The 20,376-nt window shown below is 60.2% G+C and carries 23 protein-coding genes; 10 read left to right on the forward strand and 13 right to left on the reverse strand.

The features are described from left to right. The first annotated feature begins 53 nt into the window (after positions 1-53). Complete coding sequence (locus AB4N80_RS16370) at positions 54-542, forward strand: GyrI-like domain-containing protein (protein WP_305467539.1); 489 nt, start codon at positions 54-56, stop codon at positions 540-542. Here AB4N80_RS16370 and ada read toward each other — a convergent pair. The 5 genes from ada to AB4N80_RS16395 form a co-directional block, all read right to left on the reverse strand. Next, a complete protein-coding gene (ada, locus tag AB4N80_RS16375) occupies positions 506-1,579 on the reverse strand; it encodes a bifunctional DNA-binding transcriptional regulator/O6-methylguanine-DNA methyltransferase Ada (RefSeq protein ID WP_122566266.1) in 1,074 nt (357 codons plus the stop codon). The two genes, AB4N80_RS16370 and ada, sit on opposite strands and share 37 nt — an antisense overlap. 88 nt (positions 1,580-1,667) lie before the next feature. Then, complete coding sequence (gene alkB, locus AB4N80_RS16380) at positions 1,668-2,348, reverse strand: DNA oxidative demethylase AlkB (protein ID WP_460077975.1); 681 nt, start codon at positions 2,346-2,348, stop codon at positions 1,668-1,670. Next, a complete protein-coding gene (locus AB4N80_RS16385) occupies positions 2,335-3,054 on the reverse strand; it encodes a 2OG-Fe(II) oxygenase (protein WP_460077977.1) in 720 nt (239 codons plus the stop codon). Before AB4N80_RS16385 ends, alkB begins: the two co-directional genes overlap by 14 nt. A gap of 284 nt (positions 3,055-3,338) precedes the next feature. After that, entirely contained in the window at positions 3,339-3,509 is a 171-nt protein-coding gene (locus AB4N80_RS16390) for a hypothetical protein (protein ID WP_163006740.1), read from the reverse strand. Positions 3,510-3,538: 29 nt separating this feature from the next. After that, positions 3,539-3,841, reverse strand: coding sequence for a DUF1883 domain-containing protein (locus AB4N80_RS16395; RefSeq protein WP_003182962.1), 303 nt, complete (start codon positions 3,839-3,841; stop codon positions 3,539-3,541). 202 nt (positions 3,842-4,043) lie between these two features. Between AB4N80_RS16395 and AB4N80_RS16400 the strand changes: the two genes are divergently transcribed. Further along, positions 4,044-4,400 (forward strand): hypothetical protein, encoded by a 357-nt coding sequence (locus tag AB4N80_RS16400; RefSeq protein WP_122566269.1) that lies wholly within the window; start codon positions 4,044-4,046, stop codon positions 4,398-4,400. A 109-nt stretch (positions 4,401-4,509) separates the two neighbouring features. Then, positions 4,510-4,740, forward strand: coding sequence for a hypothetical protein (locus AB4N80_RS16405; RefSeq protein WP_122566270.1), 231 nt, complete (start codon positions 4,510-4,512; stop codon positions 4,738-4,740). Positions 4,741-4,780: 40 nt separating this feature from the next. Here AB4N80_RS16405 and AB4N80_RS16410 read toward each other — a convergent pair whose 3' ends face one another. Both AB4N80_RS16410 and AB4N80_RS16415 read right to left on the reverse strand, forming a co-directional pair. Further along, a complete protein-coding gene (locus AB4N80_RS16410; protein ID WP_122566271.1) occupies positions 4,781-5,062 on the reverse strand; it encodes a hypothetical protein in 282 nt (93 codons plus the stop codon). A 115-nt stretch (positions 5,063-5,177) separates the two neighbouring features. Further along, positions 5,178-5,390, reverse strand: a complete 213-nt coding sequence (locus AB4N80_RS16415; RefSeq protein WP_060741669.1) for a hypothetical protein — start codon at positions 5,388-5,390, stop codon at positions 5,178-5,180. Positions 5,391-5,624: 234 nt separating this feature from the next. Here AB4N80_RS16415 and galU point away from each other — a divergent pair, with 234 nt between their 5' ends. The 4 genes from galU (at position 5,625) to ahpF (ending at position 10,608) form a co-directional block, all read left to right on the forward strand. Next, positions 5,625-6,464: a UTP--glucose-1-phosphate uridylyltransferase GalU gene (galU, locus tag AB4N80_RS16420; protein ID WP_003182953.1), complete on the forward strand. Its 840-nt coding sequence runs from the start codon at positions 5,625-5,627 to the stop codon at positions 6,462-6,464. A gap of 355 nt (positions 6,465-6,819) precedes the next feature. Further along, entirely contained in the window at positions 6,820-8,178 is a 1,359-nt protein-coding gene (gene gorA / locus AB4N80_RS16425) for a glutathione-disulfide reductase (RefSeq protein WP_122566272.1), read from the forward strand. A 179-nt stretch (positions 8,179-8,357) separates the two neighbouring features. Then, complete coding sequence (gene ahpC / locus AB4N80_RS16430; protein WP_003202998.1) at positions 8,358-8,921, forward strand: alkyl hydroperoxide reductase subunit C; 564 nt, start codon at positions 8,358-8,360, stop codon at positions 8,919-8,921. A gap of 124 nt (positions 8,922-9,045) precedes the next feature. Next, positions 9,046-10,608, forward strand: a complete 1,563-nt coding sequence (gene ahpF, locus AB4N80_RS16435) for an alkyl hydroperoxide reductase subunit F (protein ID WP_122566273.1) — start codon at positions 9,046-9,048, stop codon at positions 10,606-10,608. 181 nt (positions 10,609-10,789) lie between these two features. Here ahpF and gloA read toward each other — a convergent pair whose 3' ends face one another. Continuing rightward, on the reverse strand, positions 10,790-11,311 hold the full coding sequence (gene gloA, locus AB4N80_RS16440; RefSeq protein ID WP_460077980.1) for a lactoylglutathione lyase: 522 nt from the start codon (positions 11,309-11,311) through the stop codon (positions 10,790-10,792). A 198-nt stretch (positions 11,312-11,509) separates the two neighbouring features. On the opposite strand from gloA, the gene AB4N80_RS16445 reads away from it, so the two are divergent. Next, positions 11,510-12,037 carry a DUF4946 domain-containing protein gene (locus AB4N80_RS16445; RefSeq protein WP_122566275.1) on the forward strand — a complete coding sequence of 176 codons (528 nt, stop codon included), beginning with the start codon at positions 11,510-11,512 and terminating at the stop codon, positions 12,035-12,037. A gap of 94 nt (positions 12,038-12,131) precedes the next feature. Here the strand turns inward: AB4N80_RS16445 and AB4N80_RS16450 are convergent, their stop codons facing one another. The 3 genes from AB4N80_RS16450 to AB4N80_RS16460 all read right to left on the reverse strand — a co-directional run bounded on the left by AB4N80_RS16450 (position 12,132) and on the right by AB4N80_RS16460 (position 15,362). Then, the gene (locus AB4N80_RS16450; RefSeq protein WP_058544518.1) at positions 12,132-12,497 is read right to left on the reverse strand and encodes a histone-like nucleoid-structuring protein, MvaT/MvaU family; all 366 of its coding nucleotides are present in this window, start codon (positions 12,495-12,497) and stop codon (positions 12,132-12,134) included. 224 nt (positions 12,498-12,721) lie between these two features. Continuing rightward, entirely contained in the window at positions 12,722-14,266 is a 1,545-nt protein-coding gene (locus AB4N80_RS16455) for an EAL domain-containing protein (RefSeq protein ID WP_354338329.1), read from the reverse strand. Between the two features lie 232 nt (positions 14,267-14,498). Next, positions 14,499-15,362, reverse strand: coding sequence for a LysR family transcriptional regulator (locus AB4N80_RS16460; RefSeq protein WP_122566277.1), 864 nt, complete (start codon positions 15,360-15,362; stop codon positions 14,499-14,501). A gap of 243 nt (positions 15,363-15,605) precedes the next feature. Between AB4N80_RS16460 and AB4N80_RS16465 the strand changes: the two genes are divergently transcribed. Next, on the forward strand, positions 15,606-16,550 hold the full coding sequence (locus AB4N80_RS16465; protein ID WP_305481797.1) for a DMT family transporter: 945 nt from the start codon (positions 15,606-15,608) through the stop codon (positions 16,548-16,550). Positions 16,551-16,800: 250 nt separating this feature from the next. After that, a complete protein-coding gene (gene hppD, locus AB4N80_RS16470) occupies positions 16,801-17,877 on the forward strand; it encodes a 4-hydroxyphenylpyruvate dioxygenase (RefSeq protein ID WP_122566279.1) in 1,077 nt (358 codons plus the stop codon). A 207-nt stretch (positions 17,878-18,084) separates the two neighbouring features. On the opposite strand, the gene rarD is transcribed toward hppD, so the two are convergent. Both rarD and AB4N80_RS16480 read right to left on the reverse strand, forming a co-directional pair. After that, positions 18,085-18,969, reverse strand: a complete 885-nt coding sequence (gene rarD, locus AB4N80_RS16475; protein WP_305490733.1) for an EamA family transporter RarD — start codon at positions 18,967-18,969, stop codon at positions 18,085-18,087. 156 nt (positions 18,970-19,125) lie between these two features. Continuing rightward, complete coding sequence (locus tag AB4N80_RS16480; RefSeq protein WP_122566282.1) at positions 19,126-20,160, reverse strand: aldo/keto reductase; 1,035 nt, start codon at positions 20,158-20,160, stop codon at positions 19,126-19,128. Positions 20,161-20,376: the final 216 nt, after the last annotated feature.

Genomic DNA, 20,376 nt, shown 5'->3' on the forward strand with positions numbered 1-20,376 from the left:
CCCCATGGCGGGAGGGTTACCATGCGGGCTCCATACATCAAGGAGCCTGACTCATGGAAGTGAAACTCAAGACCGTCAAACCCTTCACCGTGGCCGGTCTGCAGGTGCGCACCCGCAACACCGACGAGCAGCGACTCGACACGGCAAGGATCGCTCCGATGTGGCAGCAGTTCTTCACCGAAGAGCTGTTCGACAAAATCCCGGCCCGGCAGTCGGAGTCGTTCGTCTACGGGGTGTATTCCAATTATGAGTCCGACGCCACCGGCCACTTCGACGTAACGGCCGGGGTGCAGGTGTATGAGGCCAGCGCAGGCTACCCCGCCGTGGACATCGAAGGCGGGGAATACCTGGTGTTTTCGGCCAAGGGGAAGATGCCCGATTGCGTGATCCAGGCCTGGGGCCTGATCTGGGCGTACTTCGCGGATAACCCGCAGACACTGCGCCGCTTCACCACCGATTTCGAGGTCTACAGCGCCCCCGAATCCGTGGCGATCTACATCGGCGTTCAGTCCCCGGCCGAGCGCTCCAGTTCCAGCAACTGACGCTTGCGCTCCACCCCCCAGCGATAGCCCGACAGGTTGCCGTCGCTGCGCACCACCCGGTGGCAAGGGATCGCCACCGCCAGGCTGTTGGCGCCGCAGGCCTGGGCCACGGCGCGCACGGCCTTGGGCATGCCGATGCGCTGGGCGATCTCGGCATAGCTGGCGGTACTGCCGGCGGGAATGTCCCGCAACGCTTGCCAGACCCGCTCCTGAAAGGCAGTGCCGCGCAGGTCCAAGGGCAGGTCCAGGCCCAGGGCCGGCGCTTCGATGAAGCCCACCACCTGGGCGATCAACTGCTCGAATTCGCGGTCGGCACCGATGAGGTTGGCCCGGCGGAATTTGTCCTGCAGGTCGCGCACCAACGCATCCGGATCGTCGCCCAGCAGGATCGCGCACACGCCACGCTCGCTTTGCGCCACCAGGATCGCCCCGAGGGAGCATTGGCCGACGGCGAAACGGATGTCGGTGTTCTGCCCGGCAGCGCGGTAGTCGGCGGGCTTCATGCCCAACACTTTGTCGGCCGCCTCATAGAAACGGCTGTTGGAATTGAAACCGGCGTCGTACAGCGCCTCGGTGATCGTGCCGCCATCGGCCAGGCGTTCGCGTACCTTGCGTGAGCGGTGAGCGGCGGCGTAACCCTTGGGGGTCAGGCCGGTGACCGCCTTGAAGACCCGGTGAAAATGGAAGGGACTCAAGCCCGCGCTGGCTGCCAGTTCATTCAGGCCTGGCAGTTCCTCGGCGGCTTCGATCTGCCGGCAGGCGGCCGCGACCCGTGCCGCTTGTTGGGCGGCGATCTGGGTCTGGTCCCGGGCCACGCGCTTGCTGGGCCTGTAGCCGGCGGCCTGGGCCTGTTCCGGCGTGTCGAAAAATTCGACGTTGCGCGGGTTGGGCAGGCGCGACAGGCTGCTGGGGTGGCAGTAGATGCCGGTGGTTTTCACGCCATAGACGAATTGCCCATCGGCGCGTGGATCGCGGGCGAGCACGGCGGCCCAGCGCGGATCCAGTTCAGGGGCGAGATTGTTCGAAGTGCTGTTCATGGTCGTTATGTCCATTGGCCCGTTTTGTCTACAGTAGCGAGCCTGTGGGGTGGCAGCACTCCGGGTCTTGCGGTTGAATTCTGCATCTTCATCCGGCGGTGCGAAACGTCAGGTTGATCCGCTGGGCGCCCAGGCGCGGGTGCTGTCCTTCCTTGAGCGGCAGTACGCCGTGGTAACGCAACCGATCCAGGCCGCCCCAGACCACGATGTCGCCATGGAACAACGGGATGCGCAGGCTCTTGTCGCTGCGCTCGAACCCGCCGAACTGGAACACCGCCGGCAAGCCCAGGGACATCGAGACGATGGGGGCGGAGAGGGAGCGTTCGTTCTTGTCCTGGTGCAGCGACATCCGGGCGCCGGGCACGTAGCGGTTGATCAGGCAGCTGTCGGGCTCGAAATGCTCGAACTGTGCCTGCCGGGCGGCGGCCTGGGCCAGTTCGCGAAACACCGCCGGCATGTCGGGCCAGGGCTGGCCGGTCTGCGGGTCATGGGCGGTGTAGCGATAGCCGCTGCGGTCGGTGGTCCAGCCCAGCGCGCCGCAACTGCTCAAGGCCACCGACATGGTAAAGCCGCCGGGCGTGACCATCTGCCGGAACGGCGCAGCCTGCAGGACGCTTTCCAGCGCTGGCAGCAAACGCTCGAGCCAGGGCAGGGTGAAGCCGCGCAGCACGAAGGATTGTTGGCCAATCTGTTCGATCTGGCCGGGCGGATTGGGCGCTTGGTCGGCGAACAGGTCCAAGGTGATCGGTGTGTCATTACTGCGCATCATGAAAAATGATTCCCAAGGTGTGCCGTCTGCCGCTGTGCACGCGGCTGACGCCATGGCGCATGTTCACTCGATAATAACCGCGAACGCCTTTGACCGGCCGTTGGTGCACGGCAAATACCACGGCGTCGCCCTGTTTCAGATCGATGACCTGAGGCCGCGACTGCATGCGCGGGCGCTGTTCGGCGAGGACAAACTCGCCGCCGGTAAAGTCCTGGCCCGGTTCCGACAGCAGGATCGCGACCTGCAGGGGGAATACCTGCTCGCCGTACAGATCCTGATGCAGACAGTTGTAGTCCTGCGGTCCGTATTGCAGCAACAGCGGTGTAGGACGCGATTGTCCGGCAGCGTGACAGCGCTGGATGAACTCGGCGTGTTCAAGGGGGTACCGCGCCTCCAGGTCCATGCATTCATTCCAGCGGTTCGCCAGCGGCACCAGCATCGGGTACAACGCCTGACGTAGCTGTTGGATGAGGTCTGGTAGCGGATAGCGAAAATACTGATACTCACCGCGCCCGAATCCGTGGCGGGCCATGATCACTCGGGAACGAAAAAGTCCGCTATCGGCGTACAAATCACCGAGCAGCCGGCATTGCGCTGGCGGCAGCAGGTTGCGAATGATTGCACAGCCGTCCTGGTCGAGGCTCTGTTCCAAGGCGGGCCAGTCCAGGTTGGCGAGGTGTTGGGGCAGGGAAGGCGTAGGGGGCACGATAGCAATCCTTGTTGGGAAGGACTGTTCAGTCTGCGCAGTGCTGCGTTGCCGGGCACTCCGATTCTTGCGGTGCGGCATTGAGCACAATGCTCTTGTGGCGAGGGAGCTTGCTCCCGCTGGGCGGCGAAGCCGACCCAAAATCGCTGAAGCGTTCTTCCAGGCCGCCCACGCCAGCAGGTTTTACGACTGCTGCGCAGCCGAGCGGGAGCAAGCTCCCTCGCCACAAGAGCATTGCGTCCACCGGTCATGGGGCCAATCCCTGAAGTCAATCGGGTGAGCCGTTACAGCGCTTTGCTGACACCGATTTCGCTGATCGCATCGTCGGTTTCGCCATGCAGTTTCTGCAACGCAGCCTTGGCTTCTTCCTCGGTGCCATTTTCCAGTTGCGCGAACTCGAAGCGGCGTTCGCCGTTGAGCTTGTACTTGATGACGTATTTGGTCGTCTGGGCCACGGTCTTGCCTTTCTTGAAAGGGGCGATGCTCAGCTCAGTTTCGAGCTGGAACGCCGGATGATTTTGATCTTGTGAGTCAGGGTCGGCTTGCGCGTGACGCTGATTGCACGGCGGTTGACGGTGTCGATGGTGATATTCCAGAAACCGGTGCTCGGTGCCGTGATCCTGGCCGGGAAAGTGTCGAACGCGCCACCGTGATACGTGTGCCGGCCGCCGTTCTTGAAGCTGCGGAAGTTGGCGTCGTTCATCAAACGGATGTTGCACATTTGGGAGCATTCGATGACGACAATGTCGTCTTCGTTCAGGTGCTCGCGCTGGTGAATGAATTTCATGGGCGCCTCCAGAAGGGCTTTTTCTACAAAATCAAAACGATAGCAAGGGGCAATGAGGCGCAGTTTATCAGCCCCGAGTGTTAATATCCGGCCCGCGCTCCAGGCTTTGTTCATTTATCGCAGGTGGCGGGGAAAAAAAGCGGTGCGGCACCGGAGCAAAACGGTGTTTGCACTGTCGGAGGATCTTTATTGGAGGAAACATATGAAGCGCAGCGTGTGGGTGTTGGCATTGGCATTGGCCATGAGTGGATGTGCATCGGTATCGGACATCAACCAGACGCCTCCCACCATGAGCGTCATCTCCGGAAAGAAACCTCACGAATATGCCAAGTGCGTTGCCGACAAGCTGGCCAGCAGCCGTGGCTCGCTGCAAATGGAGCCGCACAAGAATGGCGTGCGGCTGATCGTCCCGGGCAAACTGTCGACCCTGCCGGCGGCGGTGTTCGACATTGACGAGCGCTCCAGTGGCAGCAGCATCAAGCTGCACGAAAGCATGTCCAACGTGCCGGTGCGTCCTGGCGATGTGCAGGATGCGGCCAACGCTTGCATTTCCGGTTGAACACCGTCAGCGCCTGACGAGCGGCCCGGCCATCGGATAGACTGGCGCCCTCGACAAAAAATGCCGCCACGGTCAACGTTGGCGGCATTGTCATTCATGGAGTCAGTCGATGAAACGCGAGCAGGTGCGCGAGCGCCATGCAGAAGGCCTTATCTGTGCCACCCACGTGATCCAGAACCCGGCGAGCCCGGGCGAATGGATCGTGTTCTTCAAGAAAAGCGCCGGGCGCAGTTTCTTCCTGGTGGATGAGCAGGACGAAGTCGAGTCCTTCAGCCGGCTCGACGATTTGATCGAGACCATACGTGGCTTGGGGATCAAGTTCGCCGAGATTCACATGTAGGGTTCTGTCTCGCGAACACCGAAAGACAGGACACGGGCTCTTATTTGCACACGACCAGGACGCTGCGGCTGGTGTAGTTGCCGACATCGACACCTAGGGTCTTTTCACTTTCCTTGGCTTGCGGCGTCCCATCGGTGCCGACGATGCGGTAGCCAGTGCCGGCACAGGAGGCATCGGCCTTTTCATAACAAGTGGCCCAGTCATTGGCTTCGCCGGAGCAGTCGATGGTCAGGCCTTGCTCGCCATTGTTCAGGTAGGTTTTTTCGGCAGAGGCACAGCCCGCCAAGGCCAGGACGGCAAACAGCGCCAGCAGTGTTTTCATGGAGTCGTCATCAAGAAGGGAGGGGCAGGCGCGAGAGTATAGCGAATGGCCATTCCGGTACAGAGAAACAAAGCCCCGTTCAATGCCGGGCGTCATTTACTTGGGGCTTGTCTGTTTATTTCTTGCGGCGGGGGCTGCGTGCGGGGGCGCTTTCGCGTTCTTTCGTCGCAGGGGCAGCGCGTTCGTCCTGGAATACCGCAGCCACTTCTACCGCCATGGCCTTGCTGGGCAAAGGACCGGCGACCTGCTCGCCGTGGTAGTTGATAATCCACCACTGGCCGTCCTTGCCCTGGCTGACCGAATAACCGTTTGCGTTTCTTGCCGACATCTAACTGCCTCAATTGGCGTGATCAAGAGCGCCATGATACGTCAAATGCTCGCAAACAGTGCTCACTGGCGTACAGTGGACCGCTGCAGCCATCGAAACGAAAGGCGATTGAACTATCCGCCGTTTTTTATTTCTCTATGATGGCACCGGTTGGCCAGTGCGGGCATTGTAAGGTGCCCGTCGCCTGATTAGACTGCGCCGAAACTCGTACACACCGCCTTTTCAAGGACTTATATGATCAAGAAATGCTTGTTCCCAGCAGCCGGTTACGGTACTCGCTTCCTGCCAGCGACTAAAGCCATGCCCAAAGAAATGCTGCCGGTGGTGAACAAGCCACTGATCCAGTACGGCGTCGAAGAAGCCCTTGATGCGGGCCTGACTGAAATCTCCATCGTGACTGGCCGTGGTAAACGCGCGCTGGAAGACCATTTCGACATCAGCTACGAGTTGGAAAACCAGATCAAAGGCACCGATAAGGAAAAGTACCTGGTCGGCATCCGCAAACTGCTGGATGAGTGCTCGTTCTCCTACACCCGCCAGACCGAAATGAAAGGCCTGGGCCACGCGATCCTGACCGGTCGCCCACTGATCGGTGACGAACCGTTCGCCGTGGTCCTGGCGGACGACCTGTGCGTCAACCTCGAAGGCGACGGCGTCCTGACCCAGATGGTCAAGCTGTACAAGCAGTTCCGCTGCTCCATCGTGGCGATCCAGGAAGTCGATCCGCAGGAAACCAACAAGTACGGCGTGATTGCCGGCGAGATGATCCGCGACGACATCTACCGCGTTCACAGCATGGTTGAAAAACCAAAGCCTGAAGACGCGCCGTCGAACCTGGCGATCATCGGTCGCTACATCCTGACCCCGGACATCTTCGACCTGATCGAACAGACCGAGCCAGGCAAGGGCGGCGAAATCCAGATCACCGACGCCCTGATGAAACAGGCCCAGAACGGCTGCGTCATGGCCTACAAGTTCAAGGGCAAGCGTTTCGACTGCGGTGGCGCCGAAGGCTACATCGACGCGACCAACTTCTGCTTCGAGAACTTCTACAAGACCGGCAAGGCTTACTGATAGCCTGGGCCACGCCTTGAAAAACGCCCCGACTGGTTCGGGGCGTTTTTTTGTGTGGAACAGTTGCTCGCAGATCACTCAAGCAACCCCCCTGTGGGAGCGAGCTTGCTCGCGATGGCGGTGGGGCAGCTTGCATCAATGCTGAATGTGCCGACGCTATCGCGAGCAAGCTCGCTCCCACACTGTATCTTCAACAGGCATAAATTTTGTGCTCACCGCTCCACAGGTTTTGGGCCTGACCGATCGACATGAGCCGGTCCAGCTGGCTTTTCCGTTTTCCGCCCCCATAACCATCGCAACGCTGCCTCAGGTGAAAACAGCAGGTATGCTGATGACCTGCCGAAGGAGATAGAAAATGGCCTACGATTTTGACTTGTATGTGATTGGCGCCGGTTCCGGTGGTGTGCGGGCTGCGCGGTTTGCCGCCGGTTTTGGGGCCAAGGTGGCCGTGGCGGAAAGCCGCTACCTGGGCGGGACCTGCGTCAACGTGGGCTGCGTGCCGAAAAAACTGCTGGTCTACGGCGCGCATTACGCCGAGGACTTTGAGCAAGCACCGGCCTTTGGCTGGACGGCGGGCGAGGCGAGTTTCGACTGGGCCACGCTGATCGCCAACAAGGACCAGGAGATCAATCGCCTCAACGGCATCTACCGCAACCTGCTGGTCAACAGCGGCGTCGTGTTGCACGAAGGTCACGCCAGGCTGACCGGCCCCCATGAGGTGGAGATCAACGGCCAGCGCCACACCGCCAAGCATATCCTGATCGCCACCGGCGGCTGGCCGGTGATCCCGGACATTCCGGGGCGCGAGCACGCCATCAGCTCCAACGAGGCGTTCTTTCTCAAGGACCTGCCCAAGCGTGTCATCGTGGTGGGCGGTGGCTACATTGCGGTGGAGTTCGCCGGGATTTTCCACGGCATGGGCGCGCAGACGTCGTTGCTGTATCGCGGTGACCTGTTCCTGCGCGGCTTCGACGGTGCGGTGCGCAAGCACCTGGCCGAAGAACTGACCCGACGTGGCCTGGACCTGCAATTCAACGCTGACATCAAATCCATCGAAAAACTGGACGATGGCAGCCTGAGGGTCGAGCTCAAGGATGGCAAAACGTTGATCACCGATTGTGTGTTCTACGCCACCGGCCGGCGGCCGATGCTCGACAACCTTGGCCTGGAAACCACCGGCGTCACGCTGGATGAGAAAGGTTTCGTGAAGGTCAACGAAAAATACGAGACCACCGAACCGTCGATCCTGGCCATTGGCGATGTGATCGGTCGCGTCCAGCTCACCCCCGTTGCCCTGGCCGAAGGCATGGCAGTAGCGCGGCGTCTGTTCAAGCCCGAGCAGTATCGGCTGGTGGATTACCGGATGATCCCCACCGCCGTGTTCAGCCTGCCGAACATCGGCACGGTGGGCCTGACCGAAGAGCAGGCCCGGGAAGAGGGGCATAAGGTCGAGATTTTCGAAAGCCGCTTCCGCCCAATGAAGTTGAGCTTGACCGACTGCCAGGAGCGCACTCTGATGAAACTGGTGGTGGATGCCCAGACCGACAAGGTCCTGGGTTGCCACATGGTTGGTCCGGATGCCGGTGAAATCGTCCAAGGCTTGGCCATCGCCCTCAAGGCCGGCGCCACCAAGCGCGACTTTGACGAGACCATCGGCGTGCACCCAACCGCCGCCGAAGAGTTCGTGACAATGCGTACGCCCGTCGCCTCCTGACTACCCGGCGGATAGATGGCGAGCCAGCCTGCTCGCCATCTATATTAAGTTTTCTTCTATCTATTTAGCGGCTGATAGCCAAAACCAATCATTCACATCAGGTTTGCCAATGAGCCAGCCTGGGGATGAGTGGTTAAGATTCCCTCCATCAACTTTTCAACCCTGATGGAGAAACATCGATGCCTATCATCAACAGCCAAGTTAAACCGTTCAACGCTACCGCCTTCAAAAACGGCGAATTCGTCGAAGTATCGGACGCCAACCTGAAAGGCAAGTGGTCTGTCGTGTTCTTCTACCCGGCTGACTTCACCTTCGTTTGCCCAACCGAGCTGGAAGACCTGGCTGACAACTACGCTGAATTCCAGAAGCTGGGTGTCGAGATCTACAGCGTTTCCACCGACACTCACTTTGCCCACGCTGCCTGGCACAACACTTCGCCAGCCATCGGCAAGATCCAGTACACCATGATCGGCGACCCGACCCACGTCATCTCCCGCAACTTCGACGTGCTGATCGAAGAAGTTGGCCTGGCTGACCGCGGTACTTTCGTGATCAATCCAGAAGGCCAGATCAAGATCGTTGAAATCAACGACGGCGGCGTAGGCCGTGACGCTTCCGAGCTGCTGCGCAAGATCAAGGCCGCTCAGTACGTTGCCGCTCACCCGGGCGAAGTCTGCCCAGCCAAGTGGAAAGAAGGCGAGGCCACCCTGGCGCCGTCCCTGGACCTGGTCGGCAAGATCTAAGTCTGTGAGTCATCCGAGGGCGATCCGCTCTTAATCAAGTAAGCCGCTTCGCCCCAAAAAACGCCCGGGCGAGATTCGCTCGGGCGTTGTTTTTTCTGAAATTCAAAAAATGGAAATCGCCCGTATGTTGGACGCCAATCTTAAAGCTCAGTTGAAGTCATACCTGGAACGGGTCACCCAGCCGATCGAGATCGTCGCTTCCCTCGACGACGGTGCGAAATCCCAGGAAATGCTCGCGTTACTCCAAGAAGTTGCCAGTCTTTCCCACCAGATTACTTTGCTCGACAACGGTACCGATGCGCGCAAGCCGTCGTTTTCGTTGAACCGCCCGGGCGCCGATATCAGCCTGCGTTTTGCCGGCATCCCCATGGGCCACGAATTCACTTCGCTGGTGTTGGCTTTGCTGCAAGTCGGCGGCCACCCTTCGAAGGCCAGTGTCGAAGTGATCGAGCAGATCCGCTCCCTGAAGGGTGAGTTCAACTTCGAGACGTATTTCTCGCTGTCGTGCCAGAACTGCCCGGACGTGGTCCAGGCGCTGAACCTGATGGCGGTGCTGAACCCGAACATTCGCCACGTCGCCATCGACGGCGCGCTGTTCCAGGCCGAAGTCGATGAACGCCAGATCATGGCTGTGCCAAGCATTTACCTCAATGGCGTGAACTTCGGCCAGGGCCGCATGGGCTTGGAAGAAATACTCGCCAAGATCGACACCAGCGGCATCGAACGCCAGGCCGAGAAAATCAGCGCCAAGGAAGCCTTTGATGTGCTGGTGGTCGGTGGTGGCCCGGCTGGCGCTTCGGCGGCGATCTACGCCGCTCGTAAAGGCATTCGCACGGGTGTGGCGGCTGAACGTTTCGGCGGTCAGGTACTCGACACCATGGCCATCGAGAACTTCATCTCGGTCCAGGAAACCGAAGGGCCGAAACTGGCCGTTGCCCTGGAAGAACACGTCAAGCAGTACGACGTGGACATCATGAACCTGCAGCGTGCCGACGGCCTGGTGCCGGACAAGGACGGAGGGCTGCATGAAATCAAGTTCGCCAGCGGTGCGAGCCTCAAGGCCAAGACCGTGATTCTGGCGACCGGTGCCCGCTGGCGTGAAATGAACGTGCCGGGCGAGCAGCAGTATCGCAACAAGGGCGTGGCGTACTGCCCGCACTGCGACGGCCCGCTGTTCAAAGGCAAGCGCGTGGCGGTGATCGGTGGGGGTAACTCCGGCGTCGAAGCGGCTATCGACCTGGCCGGTATCGTGGCCCACGTCACGTTGCTGGAGTTCGATGTGCAATTGCGTGCCGACGCGGTGTTGCAGCGCAAACTGCACAGCCTGCCGAACGTGACGGTGATCACCAACGCCCAGACCACCGAAGTGACAGGCGACGGCCAGAAGGTCAATGGCTTGCGCTACAAGGACCGTCCGAGCGGTGAGGTGCGCGACGTGGAACTGGAAGGGATCTTCGTGCAGATCGGCCTGTTGCCCAACACCGACTGGCTCAAAGGCACCGTCGAGCTGTCGCCACGGGGTGAGATTATCGTCGATGCCCGGGGTGAAACCTCGATCCCTGGCGTGTTCGCCGCCGGTGACGTGACCACCGTACCGTACAAGCAGATCGTGATCGCCGTGGGCGAGGGCGCCAAGGCTTCGCTGAGTGCCTTCGACCACTTGATCCGCACCTCCGCGCCGGCTTAATAGTCGATAGCGGAAAACACAAAACCCCATGAGCCAATGGCTCATGGGGTTTTATTTTGGATCACCCATCACCCTGTGGGAGCGAGCTTGCTCGCGATAGCGATGGGTCAGCTTGCATCAATGCTGACTGAACTGCCGCTATCGCGAGCAAGCTCGCTCCCACGGAAGGCCGTGGTGAGTGTTAGAGCGGCGCAGGCTGGATGATTTCGACCCAGTAGCCATCCGGGTCCTTGATGAAGGCCAGGCTTTTCATGCGGCCGTCGGTCAGGCGTTTCTGGAAATCGCAGCCCAGTGCTTCGAAGCGCTCGCAGGCTGCGACGACGTCCGGTACCGAGATGCAGATGTGGCCGAAGCCGCGTGGGTCGGTGTTGCCGTTATGGTAGGCGAACGCCGGGTCGCTTTCGGTGCCGTGGTTGTGGGTCAGTTCCAGGATGCCAGGAATCGATTTCATCCATTCGGTACGCGCCGCTGCGTCCGCCGGGATCTGGTTCTTGTCCACCAACGCCAGGAAATACAGGCTGAATTCGGCTTCCGGGAAGTCGCGTTTTTCCACCAGCGAGAAACCCAGCACGCGGGTGTAGAAATCCAGGGACTTTTTGATGTCCTTGACCCGCAGCATGGTGTGGTTGAAGACGAACTGGGCGGTGGCGGCGTCAGGCTGTGCGGTGACGCCAGGGAAAGTATTGAGTTCGTGCAGGCTCATGGGCCCTCCGGAAAATAAGTGGGGCAAACGGCGTCGCAAGTGGGGTTGCGACGGTTCCTGGGCTTGCGTCAGACGGCTTCCTTGCAGGTGCGCCCATGATACGCAAGGGATGCGGCGGCGCCAAACCGCGCGTGGCTATTGCCTGGTTCTGCCTCGGGCTTCAGACTTCCCGATTCGTCCTTGGGTGGTGCCAACGCAATGATTCGACCGTTCCTTTCGCTGTTTGTCCTGCTGTTTACGAGTGTCGGCAGTGTCCTGGCGGCTGAACCGCAGGTGACGTGGCCTCAGGGCTGGGTTGTCGAACCGCTGCCTGCGGACGCATCGGCCTCGGCGGCACCGGGAACCCTGCGCCAACGAGCAACCAAGAATGATCCGGCAGGCAACGCCGTGATGGTCATGGAACTGACCACCACCCCCGTCGAACCCGATCACCAGGTCAACTTGCAAGGCGTGTTGCTGGAAATGCGCAAATCAATCCAGAAGGATTTTTTCCAAGGTGGTTACCAAAGTGTATGCACTAAGGTCCATGCCTCGATGTTGGGCGGCGTAACTGCATTGGAAACCACTTGTACGATCACGCAAAACGGACGACATGTATTGTCTCAAGCACTCGTCGCGGCCCTAAATGAGGGCAAGGCTTATGTGCTGTCCTATGCAGGGCAGGCGCAGGTGTTTGTTGAAAGCCAGGATGAAATACAGTCGGTGCGAAACAGTTTGAAACTATGACGCCTTCAGCGTAATACGCCAAAGGGTTTAATCCTAAAGTTTAGTCCATAAAAAAGCCCTGAGTGTGTTCAGGGCTTTTTGCGTCATGGGGCTGTCAACCACGCAACCAAGAATCAACAGTCGCTGCACCGTACTGTTCTTTCCAGGCTTTCAGGCCGCGGTGATTGCCGCCCTTGGTCTCGATCAACTCGCCGGTGTGCGGGTTCTGGTAAACCTTCACCACTCGCGCGCGACGGGTCTTGGTGGGCTTGGTCGATTGCAGGCTTGCCTTGGACGGGTTCGGGTCGAGGATCGCGACGATGTCGCGCAGACTCTTGCCGTAGGTTTTCATCAGTCCCTGGAGCTTTTCCTCGAATTCGATTTCCTTCTTGAGCCCGGCATCGTTCTTCAGTGACTCCAGCTGCTTGAGCTGTTCTTGAAGGGCCTTTTCGGCTGCACGAAATTCAGCGAGTCTGGACAAAATGATTACTCCAATCAAAATATTTGGCTGATACCAACCGCAAACAAAGCTATAAGCCAAGCGCCTTGAAGCGACTCGGTGTTAATGACCCTCTCCTGTTATGTTGCACAGGTAGAAAAATTGTAGTAGTTAATCCGTAAAGTGTAAATCGTAACTTTTTCGTTATGTAACAACAGCAAACGTTTTTATCAATTGGCAGGTCATCGTCAATAGACCGACGGCGGTTAACTGCCATTAGTGCTGTTCAAGGTCTCAACGAACGCCTGCCCGCTAATCGGTCGGCCAAATAGATAGCCTTGTAGAAAGTTCACCCCATGGGCGCTCAGGTAGTCGCTTTGTTCGACGGTTTCGACGCCCTCGGCAACCATGTCCAGGCCCAACTTGCCCGACAGTTCGATGATGCTGTCGAGGAGGTGGCGCGACAGGGCGTCGGCACCGATCATCGCGACAAAACTCTGGTCGATCTTCAGGAAATCCACGTTGAACTGGCGTAAGTACGCCAGGCTGGAGTGACCGGTGCCGAAATCGTCGAGGGCGATCTTCACGCCCAGTTCCCGCAGTTGGTCGAACAGTTGCCGGGTTACTGGCGTCGGTTCGATCAGCTCGCGTTCGGTCAACTCCAACACCAGGGTAATCGCCCCCGGCGCGAAGGCGCCGAGAAACTCGCGGCAATCGTCCACCAGCGCCAGATTCTGGCAGTGGCGGGCGGTGATGTTGATGCCGACATGAAACGGCGCTTCCAGTTGCGACGCAAGCGGCACCAGCAGGTGCATGGTTTGTTGCATCAGCGCGCGGGTCATCGGCACGATCACGCCGCTGTGTTCGGCGAAGGGAATGAATAGATCCGGGCGGACCAGGCCTTCCGTGGGATGGTTCCAGCGCATCAGCACCTCGACGCCGGCCCAGCGCTTGCTATCACTGTGCACGACCGGTTGCAGGTACGGCACGAACTCGCCGGCTTCCAGCGCCCTTTGCAATTCACGGCTGGGGGACGATGCGCGTTTTTGCAGCCAGTGCCCGAGCGTCCCGGCCACAACGCCAAAGAAGATCAGCAGGCTGAACAGCGGCGGATATTCCCTGGCCATGTAGCGCCAGGTTTCACCCTCGTCGAATCCGGCTTCTATATTGAAGGCGTAGCGGGCTGAGCCCAGTTCGGTCGGGGCCACCGGCGACCCGGGCAGGGGCGCTGACCGGACCTTGCCGTCCGCCGCCAGCCAATTTGGCCCGACTTGCAGGCGCAGCCGGGTCTGGCGGCCGATCAGGCGCAAGACGTTGGCCAGGTGGTACCCATCAAGCGTGGCCAAGGCGCCTTTCTGGCCCTCATTGAGCCGGTAGATCAGCAACGCGGTGTCCGGCGTGATCGGGTTGCCGTTCATCAGCCACAGCGTGCCTTGGTGATAGTCGCTCGGGTTGACGCGCTCCTCGAAGGCCCCGAACAGCGAGCTGCAATAGAGGTTGTTGTCCCAGATCAGGTTGGTCGAACGGACAAAGGGCCGGCGCGTCACTTGTTCGCGTAAGGCCAGCTTCACCGCTTCGCAGGGTTGGCCGGCCAGGGACAAGAGTTCACGGGCCGCCAACGCGGTGTTGTCGAGCATCAGTTCGATCTGCCTGACCGACTCCTCGGCGGTCTGCCGGGTGTGTTGCGCCAGCGTCCGTTCGGCTTGCATGTACAAAATGGCCAGCCCTGACAGTATCGGCACCAGGGCGCACAGCAGGGTGACCAGGTAGCGGCGGGGCCGGGTGTGCGAGCGGGTGGCGGTCAAGGGCATCGGCACAACCTGGGGAAAAGGAAAGAGGAGAAGCGTTGGATGCCGACCATGATAGATGGCTTGACGAGTGCTTGCTGACTGCAGGGTGACTGTGGGAGCGAAGTCTGTGGGAGCAAGGCTTGCCCGCGATGAACGATTATGCGGTCCAGCTGGAGAACCGAGGTGCCTTCATCGCGAGCAAGCTTTGCTCCCACAGGTTCAATGCCTGACTCCCCCAGGTTTGATGCCGGGCTCATGGCTGCCGGGCCAGTTCGATGAACGCCAGGGTGGCGGGCGAGGCCTGGCGGCTGTCCAATACCGCCAGGCCGATCTGGCGTGGTACCCGCGGCGACAAGGGCCGGGCGACGTAGCCGGGATTCTCGTCGTCCGGCAATGACCCTTCGGACACCACGCTCACCGCTTCGCCGCGCCTGACCACATCCAGAGTGCTGAGCAACTGCGAACAACGAAAACGCACGTTCGGTGTCAGCCGCGCGGTATTGAACAGGCGCGTGACCAGCTCCGACGATCCCGCCTCGGTGTGCACGAAGGGGTCGTTGCACAGGTCCTTGAGGCTCAGGCTGGCCTGGGCGGCGAGGGGATGTGAGGCGGGCAGCAGGGCGACCATCTGATCTTCCATCAGCATGAACGTATCGAAACGCTCCTCCGGCAGCACCACGAAACCGACGTCGATCCGCCGTTCGTCCAGCCACTGGATGACTTGCCTGTCCGGTCCTTCGTCGATGTGCACTTCGATCCCGGGATGCAAGGCTCGATAGCGCCGCAGGAGCTCGGGCAGCAATTTCATCGACGACGTCGGCCCGAACGAGCCGATGCGCAAGGTCCCTCGGCGCATGCCCCGGGCATCGGCGGCTTCCTGGCACAAGGTGTTGGCCAGCCCGAGCATCGCCCGGGCCCGTAGCAGTAACTGCTGGCCGATGTCGCTGAGCTCCACCACCGACTGATGGCGTCTGAACAATTCCACCCCCAACTCTTGCTCCAGGGATTTGATCGCGTGGGACACCGCTGACTGGCCAATGCCTAGACGTGTGGCCGCAGCGGTGAAACCCCGCAGCTCGGCGACCAGGGAGAAGATTTCGAGTTGGGTGAGGGTCATGAGGGATTGCTCATTTTACGATGATCAAACATGAGTCGAATAATGAGGCATCTGACCTGAATCAGAAAGCAGAGCCGCGCCGTTGTGTGGGAGCCTGTGGGAGCAAAGCTTGCTCGCGATGAACGATGACTCGGTTTACCTGCTGAATCGCGCCGCCTTCATCGCGAGCAAGCTTTGCTCCCACAATTAATCCCCCTCGCCACAGGTTCTGTGTTGTTCTCATTAGCGTGCCGTGGTGAAACCATGAAAACCCTCGAGCAAACCGTCCCAATCCCTTCAGACCTGCCGGTCTACCTGAAGCTCGCCATGGTCACCATGATCTGGGGCGGGACCTTCGTCGCCGGCCGGATTCTTGCCGATGCCCTGGCGCCAATGTTTGCCGCCAGCCTGCGGTTCCTGCTGGCGAGTATCGCGCTGCTGGCGTTTCTCGCCCTGGCCGGGATCCCGCTGGCCAGGCCCAGTGTGAAGCAAGGGCTGCAATTGGCGGCGCTGGGGTTCTTCGGCATCTTTTTCTACAACCTGTGCTTCTTCTATGGTTTGCAATACATCAATGCATCACGGGCCTCGCTGATCGTGGCGTTGAACCCGGCGGTGATCGGGCTGGCGTCCTGGTGGTTGTTCAAGGAACGGCTGAGCCGTTTGAAAGTGGCGGGCATCATGCTGTGCATCGGCGGCGCGGGTTTGGTGATCGTCAGTCGTGATCCGTCCTTGTTGCAAGGCGCGGCGCAGGGCTGGATCGGCGACCTGTTGATTTTTGGCTGCGTGCTGGGCTGGGGGATCTATTCGCTGTTTTCGAAAACACTCAATGACAGCCTCGGCCCCTTGCAGACCGTGACCTGGTCGATTCTGCTGGGCACGCTGATGCTGTGGCTGACTTGCGCGGCCGCGGGCGAGCTTCGACTCGAAGCCTTGCACGCGCTGGACATGGAGCAATGGCTGAGCCTGTTGTACCTCGGCGTGCTGGGCTCGGCCCTGGCCTATATCGCCTGGTATGACGGCATTCGTCGGATCGGCGCGACCCGGTCCGGCGTATTCATTGCGCTCAACCCGCTGACGGCGGTGCTGCTGGGGGCGCTGCTGCTGGACGAACGGCTCACGGCCTTGATGTGTGTGGGCGGGGGCGTGATCCTGGTGGGTATTTTCCTGTGCAACAAACCCCTTGCGCGATCGAAGGAAAAGGCGATTTGATACAGAAGGCGGACAAATCCGGTTACGCTGTGTAGAATCGATTTACGCATATAAGAATAACGTCTTCTGGCAGCAGAAGCCTCGCCCACAAGAGCCTTGGGTCGACAATGAAGATACTTGGGTTTCAACTGATCTACGGCGATTTCCTCGCCCGCAGCGTTCGTGGCATTTCCTGCGCGCCGCCCCGTGCCCTCAGCACCGCCTGCAACTAACGTTTTTTGTTAATTGACCAGCATGATGAGGCGCCGACATGGCAGATCTATACGAAAACCCCATGGGCCTGATGGGCTTCGAATTCATTGAATTCGCATCCCCGACACCCAACACCCTGGAGCCGATCTTCGAGATCATGGGCTTCACCAAGGTGGCTACCCACCGTTCCAAGAATGTGCACCTGTATCGCCAGGGCGCGATCAACCTGATCCTCAACAACGAACCCCACAGCGTGGCCTCGTACTTTGCCGCCGAGCACGGCCCGTCAGTGTGCGGCATGGCGTTCCGGGTCAAGGATTCGCAACTGGCCTATAAGCGCGCCCTGGAACTCGGCGCCCAGCCGATCCACATCGAGACCGGCCCTATGGAGCTGAACCTGCCGGCCATCAAGGGCATCGGCGGTGCGCCGTTGTACCTGATCGACCGTTTTGGCGAAGGCAGCTCGATCTATGACATCGACTTCGTATTCCTCGAGGGTGTGGACCGCAACCCGGTGGGCGCGGGCCTGAAGATCATCGACCACCTGACCCATAACGTGTATCGCGGGCGCATGGCCTACTGGGCCGGTTTCTACGAGAAACTGTTCAACTTCCGCGAGATCCGGTACTTCGACATCAAGGGCGAATACACCGGCCTGACCTCCAAGGCCATGACCGCCCCGGATGGCATGATCCGCATCCCGTTGAACGAAGAGTCGTCCAAGGGCGCCGGGCAGATCGAAGAGTTCCTGATGCAGTTCAACGGCGAAGGCATCCAGCACGTGGCCTTCCTCACCGATGACCTGGTCAAGACCTGGGACCACTTGAAAAGCATCGGCATGCGCTTCATGACCGCACCGCCGGACACCTACTATGAAATGCTCGAAGGCCGCCTGCCGAACCACGGCGAACCGGTCGATGAACTGCAATCGCGGGGCATTCTGCTGGACGGCTCGTCCAACCCGGATGACAGGCGCCTGCTGCTGCAGATCTTCTCGGAAACCCTGATGGGGCCGGTGTTCTTCGAGTTCATCCAGCGCAAGGGCGACGATGGCTTCGGCGAGGGCAACTTCAAGGCGCTGTTCGAGTCCATCGAGCGCGACCAGGTGCGGCGTGGTGTGTTGGCGACCGAATAAGGCCTACCCCATGAAAAAGCCCGCCCGGCAGTGATGCCGGGCGGGCTTTTTACTGCCGATGCAGATCCCTTTTGTTGCCAATACAGAACCAGTACCCCTTGTGGGAGCGAGCTTGCTCGCGATAGCGGTGGTTCAGCTTACATCCATGTTGAATGTGCCGCCGTCATCGCGAGCAAGCTCGCTCCCACAGGGGGGGCGGTGCTGCGCTTAATTCCGGCGCCGCTGCCGCACCAAGTGCTTGAAGCCTTCGAACACCAGCACCGCCACGGCCAGCCAGATGGGGATGTAGGTCAGCCATTCACTGGCCTTGATGCTCTCGCCCAACAGCAGCGCAACGCCCAGCAGCAACACAGGTTCGACATAGCTCAACAAGCCGAACAGGCTGAACGGCAGCAGCCGGCTGGCGACGATGTAGGACACCAGCGCGCTGACGCTGATCAACCCGAGCAACGGGATCAGCCATGTCAGTTGCGGGTATTGATCGAACACGCTGAAACCCTGTTCACCGCTTTGCACGAACCACAGCGCCAGGGGCAGCATCAGGGTCATGTCCAGCCAGAGCCCGCCGAGGTTATCGGTCTTGATGCGTTTGCGCAGGATGAAATAGATCGGGTAGCCGATCACCACCAGCAAGGTTGCCCAGGAAAAACCACCCACCTGGTACAACTCGTTGAACACGCCGAGGGTGGCGAAGAACACGGCGACTTTCTGCAGGTAGGACAGGCGCTCGCCATAGACCATTCGGCCGGTCAGGACCATCGACAGCGGCAACAGGAAGTACCCCAGCGACACGTCCAGGCTGTAGCCGTTGAGTGGCGCCCACATGAACAGCCACAGTTGCGCGCCCATCAGGGCCGAAGAGGCGATCGCGGCGATCAATAGCCGTGGCGTGGCGACCAGGCGTTGGATCAGCGTCGTGACCAGGTGCCAGTCTCGCGTCGCCAGCAGGAAGGCGGTCATGCACGGCATCGTCAGCAGCATGCGCCAACCGAAGATCTCCACGCCGCTCAGCGGTGCGAGCAACGAGGTGTAGTAGTACATGACGGCGAACAGCGCGGAGGCCGAGACCGATAGAGCGATGCCTTTGGACACAGTGATTCTCTTGAGGGCGATCAACCAACACCCTACCTGTGGCAGGGGTGTTGATTGTGGGTGCGAGTCATGTGGGAGCAAGGCCTGCGGTAGCAAAACCTGTGGGAGCAAGGCTTGCCCGCGATAGCCACGCCGCGATTCAACAGGTGAACCGCGTTATCGTTCATCGCGGGCAAGCCTTGCTCCCACAGGCACGCGTCCCGGCACGAAATGCCCCACATCATTGAACCCCGGCGTCGAAGCATGCCCAGGCGTCACCAGCGAATCGATAAAGGCTTCATCTTCCGCGCTGATCTTCACCGCCTGCGCCTTGGTGTACGAATCCCACTGCTCCTCGGTGCGCGGTCCGACGATGGCCGAGGTCACGGCGCTGTTGTTCAGCACCCAGGCGATGGCGAACTCGACGATGCCCACGCCCCGGCCCTGGGTATATTGCAGGATCTGCTGGGCAATGCGCAGGGACTCGACCCGCCATTCGGTTTCCAGGATGCGTTTGTCCTGGCGACCGGCACGGCTGTTGGCGTCCGGCGCCACGTCCGGCGCGTACTTGCCGCTGAGCACCCCGCGGGCCAAGGGGCTGAACGGCACCACGCCGAGGCCGTAGTTCTGCGCCGCGGTGATCTGCTCGGTTTCCGCCTGGCGGTTGACGATGTTGTACAGCGGTTGGCTGATCACCGGTCGGTCGATGCCCAGGCTGTCGGCGATCCGGATCACTTCGGCGATGCGCCAGCCACGGTAGTTCGACAGGCCCCAATAGCGGATCTTGCCCTGGCGAATCAAGTCGCCGATGGCCGACACGGTAACGTGCAGTGGAGTGTTATGGTCTTCGCGGTGCAGGTAATAGATGTCCAGGTAATCGGTGCCCAGGCGCGTCAGGCTGGCCTCGATACCATTGAATAGATGCTTGCGGCTCAGGCCGCTGCGGTTGGGCACGCCGTCCGGCGGGCCGAAACCGACCTTGGTGGCCAGCACCCATTCGTGGCGGTGACGGGCGATCGCCTCGCCGACGATTTCCTCGGAGCGACCGTTGGTGTAGACGTCCGCCGTGTCGATGAAATTGATGCCCTGGTCCCAGGCCTTGTCGATGATCCGCAGCGAATCCTCGGTGCTGGTCTGTTCGCCGAACATCATCGTCCCCAGGGTCAGCGTCGAGACTTGCAACCCGGAATGACCTAGCGTGCGGTAACTCATGACAAGATCCTTTTATCCATGGGAAAGGCTCAATCAAACCCCAGAACCACCGCCTGGATCAAACACAATTCTCAAACCACCTCCAAATCAACTGTGGGAGCGGGCTTGCTCGCGATAGCGGCGTGTCAGCTGACATAGGCATTGGATGTGGCGCCGTCATCGCGAGCAAGCTCGCTCCCACAGTTTGATTCGTGGCGTACGCAGGCCCTCGGTCCA

The sequence above is a fragment of the Pseudomonas sp. H3_A02 genome, assembly GCF_054671965.1.

Excerpts from the sequence above, each read along its gene's own strand:
- AB4N80_RS16370 (WP_305467539.1), top strand. The coding sequence starts at position 54 with ATGGAAGTGAAACTCAAGACCGTCAAACCCTTCACCGTGGCCGGTCTG.
- ada (WP_122566266.1), bottom strand. The coding sequence starts at position 1,579 with ATGAACAGCACTTCGAACAATCTCGCCCCTGAACTGGATCCGCGCTGG.
- alkB (WP_460077975.1), bottom strand. The coding sequence starts at position 2,348 with ATGATGCGCAGTAATGACACACCGATCACCTTGGACCTGTTCGCCGAC.
- AB4N80_RS16395 (WP_003182962.1), bottom strand. The coding sequence starts at position 3,841 with ATGAAATTCATTCACCAGCGCGAGCACCTGAACGAAGACGACATTGTC.
- AB4N80_RS16400 (WP_122566269.1), top strand. The coding sequence starts at position 4,044 with ATGAAGCGCAGCGTGTGGGTGTTGGCATTGGCATTGGCCATGAGTGGA.
- AB4N80_RS16405 (WP_122566270.1), top strand. The coding sequence starts at position 4,510 with ATGAAACGCGAGCAGGTGCGCGAGCGCCATGCAGAAGGCCTTATCTGT.
- AB4N80_RS16410 (WP_122566271.1), bottom strand. The coding sequence starts at position 5,062 with ATGAAAACACTGCTGGCGCTGTTTGCCGTCCTGGCCTTGGCGGGCTGT.
- AB4N80_RS16415 (WP_060741669.1), bottom strand. The coding sequence starts at position 5,390 with ATGTCGGCAAGAAACGCAAACGGTTATTCGGTCAGCCAGGGCAAGGAC.
- galU (WP_003182953.1), top strand. The coding sequence starts at position 5,625 with ATGATCAAGAAATGCTTGTTCCCAGCAGCCGGTTACGGTACTCGCTTC.
- gorA (WP_122566272.1), top strand. The coding sequence starts at position 6,820 with ATGGCCTACGATTTTGACTTGTATGTGATTGGCGCCGGTTCCGGTGGT.
- ahpC (WP_003202998.1), top strand. The coding sequence starts at position 8,358 with ATGCCTATCATCAACAGCCAAGTTAAACCGTTCAACGCTACCGCCTTC.
- ahpF (WP_122566273.1), top strand. The coding sequence starts at position 9,046 with ATGTTGGACGCCAATCTTAAAGCTCAGTTGAAGTCATACCTGGAACGG.
- gloA (WP_460077980.1), bottom strand. The coding sequence starts at position 11,311 with ATGAGCCTGCACGAACTCAATACTTTCCCTGGCGTCACCGCACAGCCT.
- AB4N80_RS16445 (WP_122566275.1), top strand. The coding sequence starts at position 11,510 with ATGATTCGACCGTTCCTTTCGCTGTTTGTCCTGCTGTTTACGAGTGTC.
- AB4N80_RS16455 (WP_354338329.1), bottom strand. The coding sequence starts at position 14,266 with ATGCCCTTGACCGCCACCCGCTCGCACACCCGGCCCCGCCGCTACCTG.
- AB4N80_RS16460 (WP_122566277.1), bottom strand. The coding sequence starts at position 15,362 with ATGACCCTCACCCAACTCGAAATCTTCTCCCTGGTCGCCGAGCTGCGG.
- AB4N80_RS16465 (WP_305481797.1), top strand. The coding sequence starts at position 15,606 with ATGAAAACCCTCGAGCAAACCGTCCCAATCCCTTCAGACCTGCCGGTC.
- hppD (WP_122566279.1), top strand. The coding sequence starts at position 16,801 with ATGGCAGATCTATACGAAAACCCCATGGGCCTGATGGGCTTCGAATTC.
- AB4N80_RS16480 (WP_122566282.1), bottom strand. The coding sequence starts at position 20,160 with ATGAGTTACCGCACGCTAGGTCATTCCGGGTTGCAAGTCTCGACGCTG.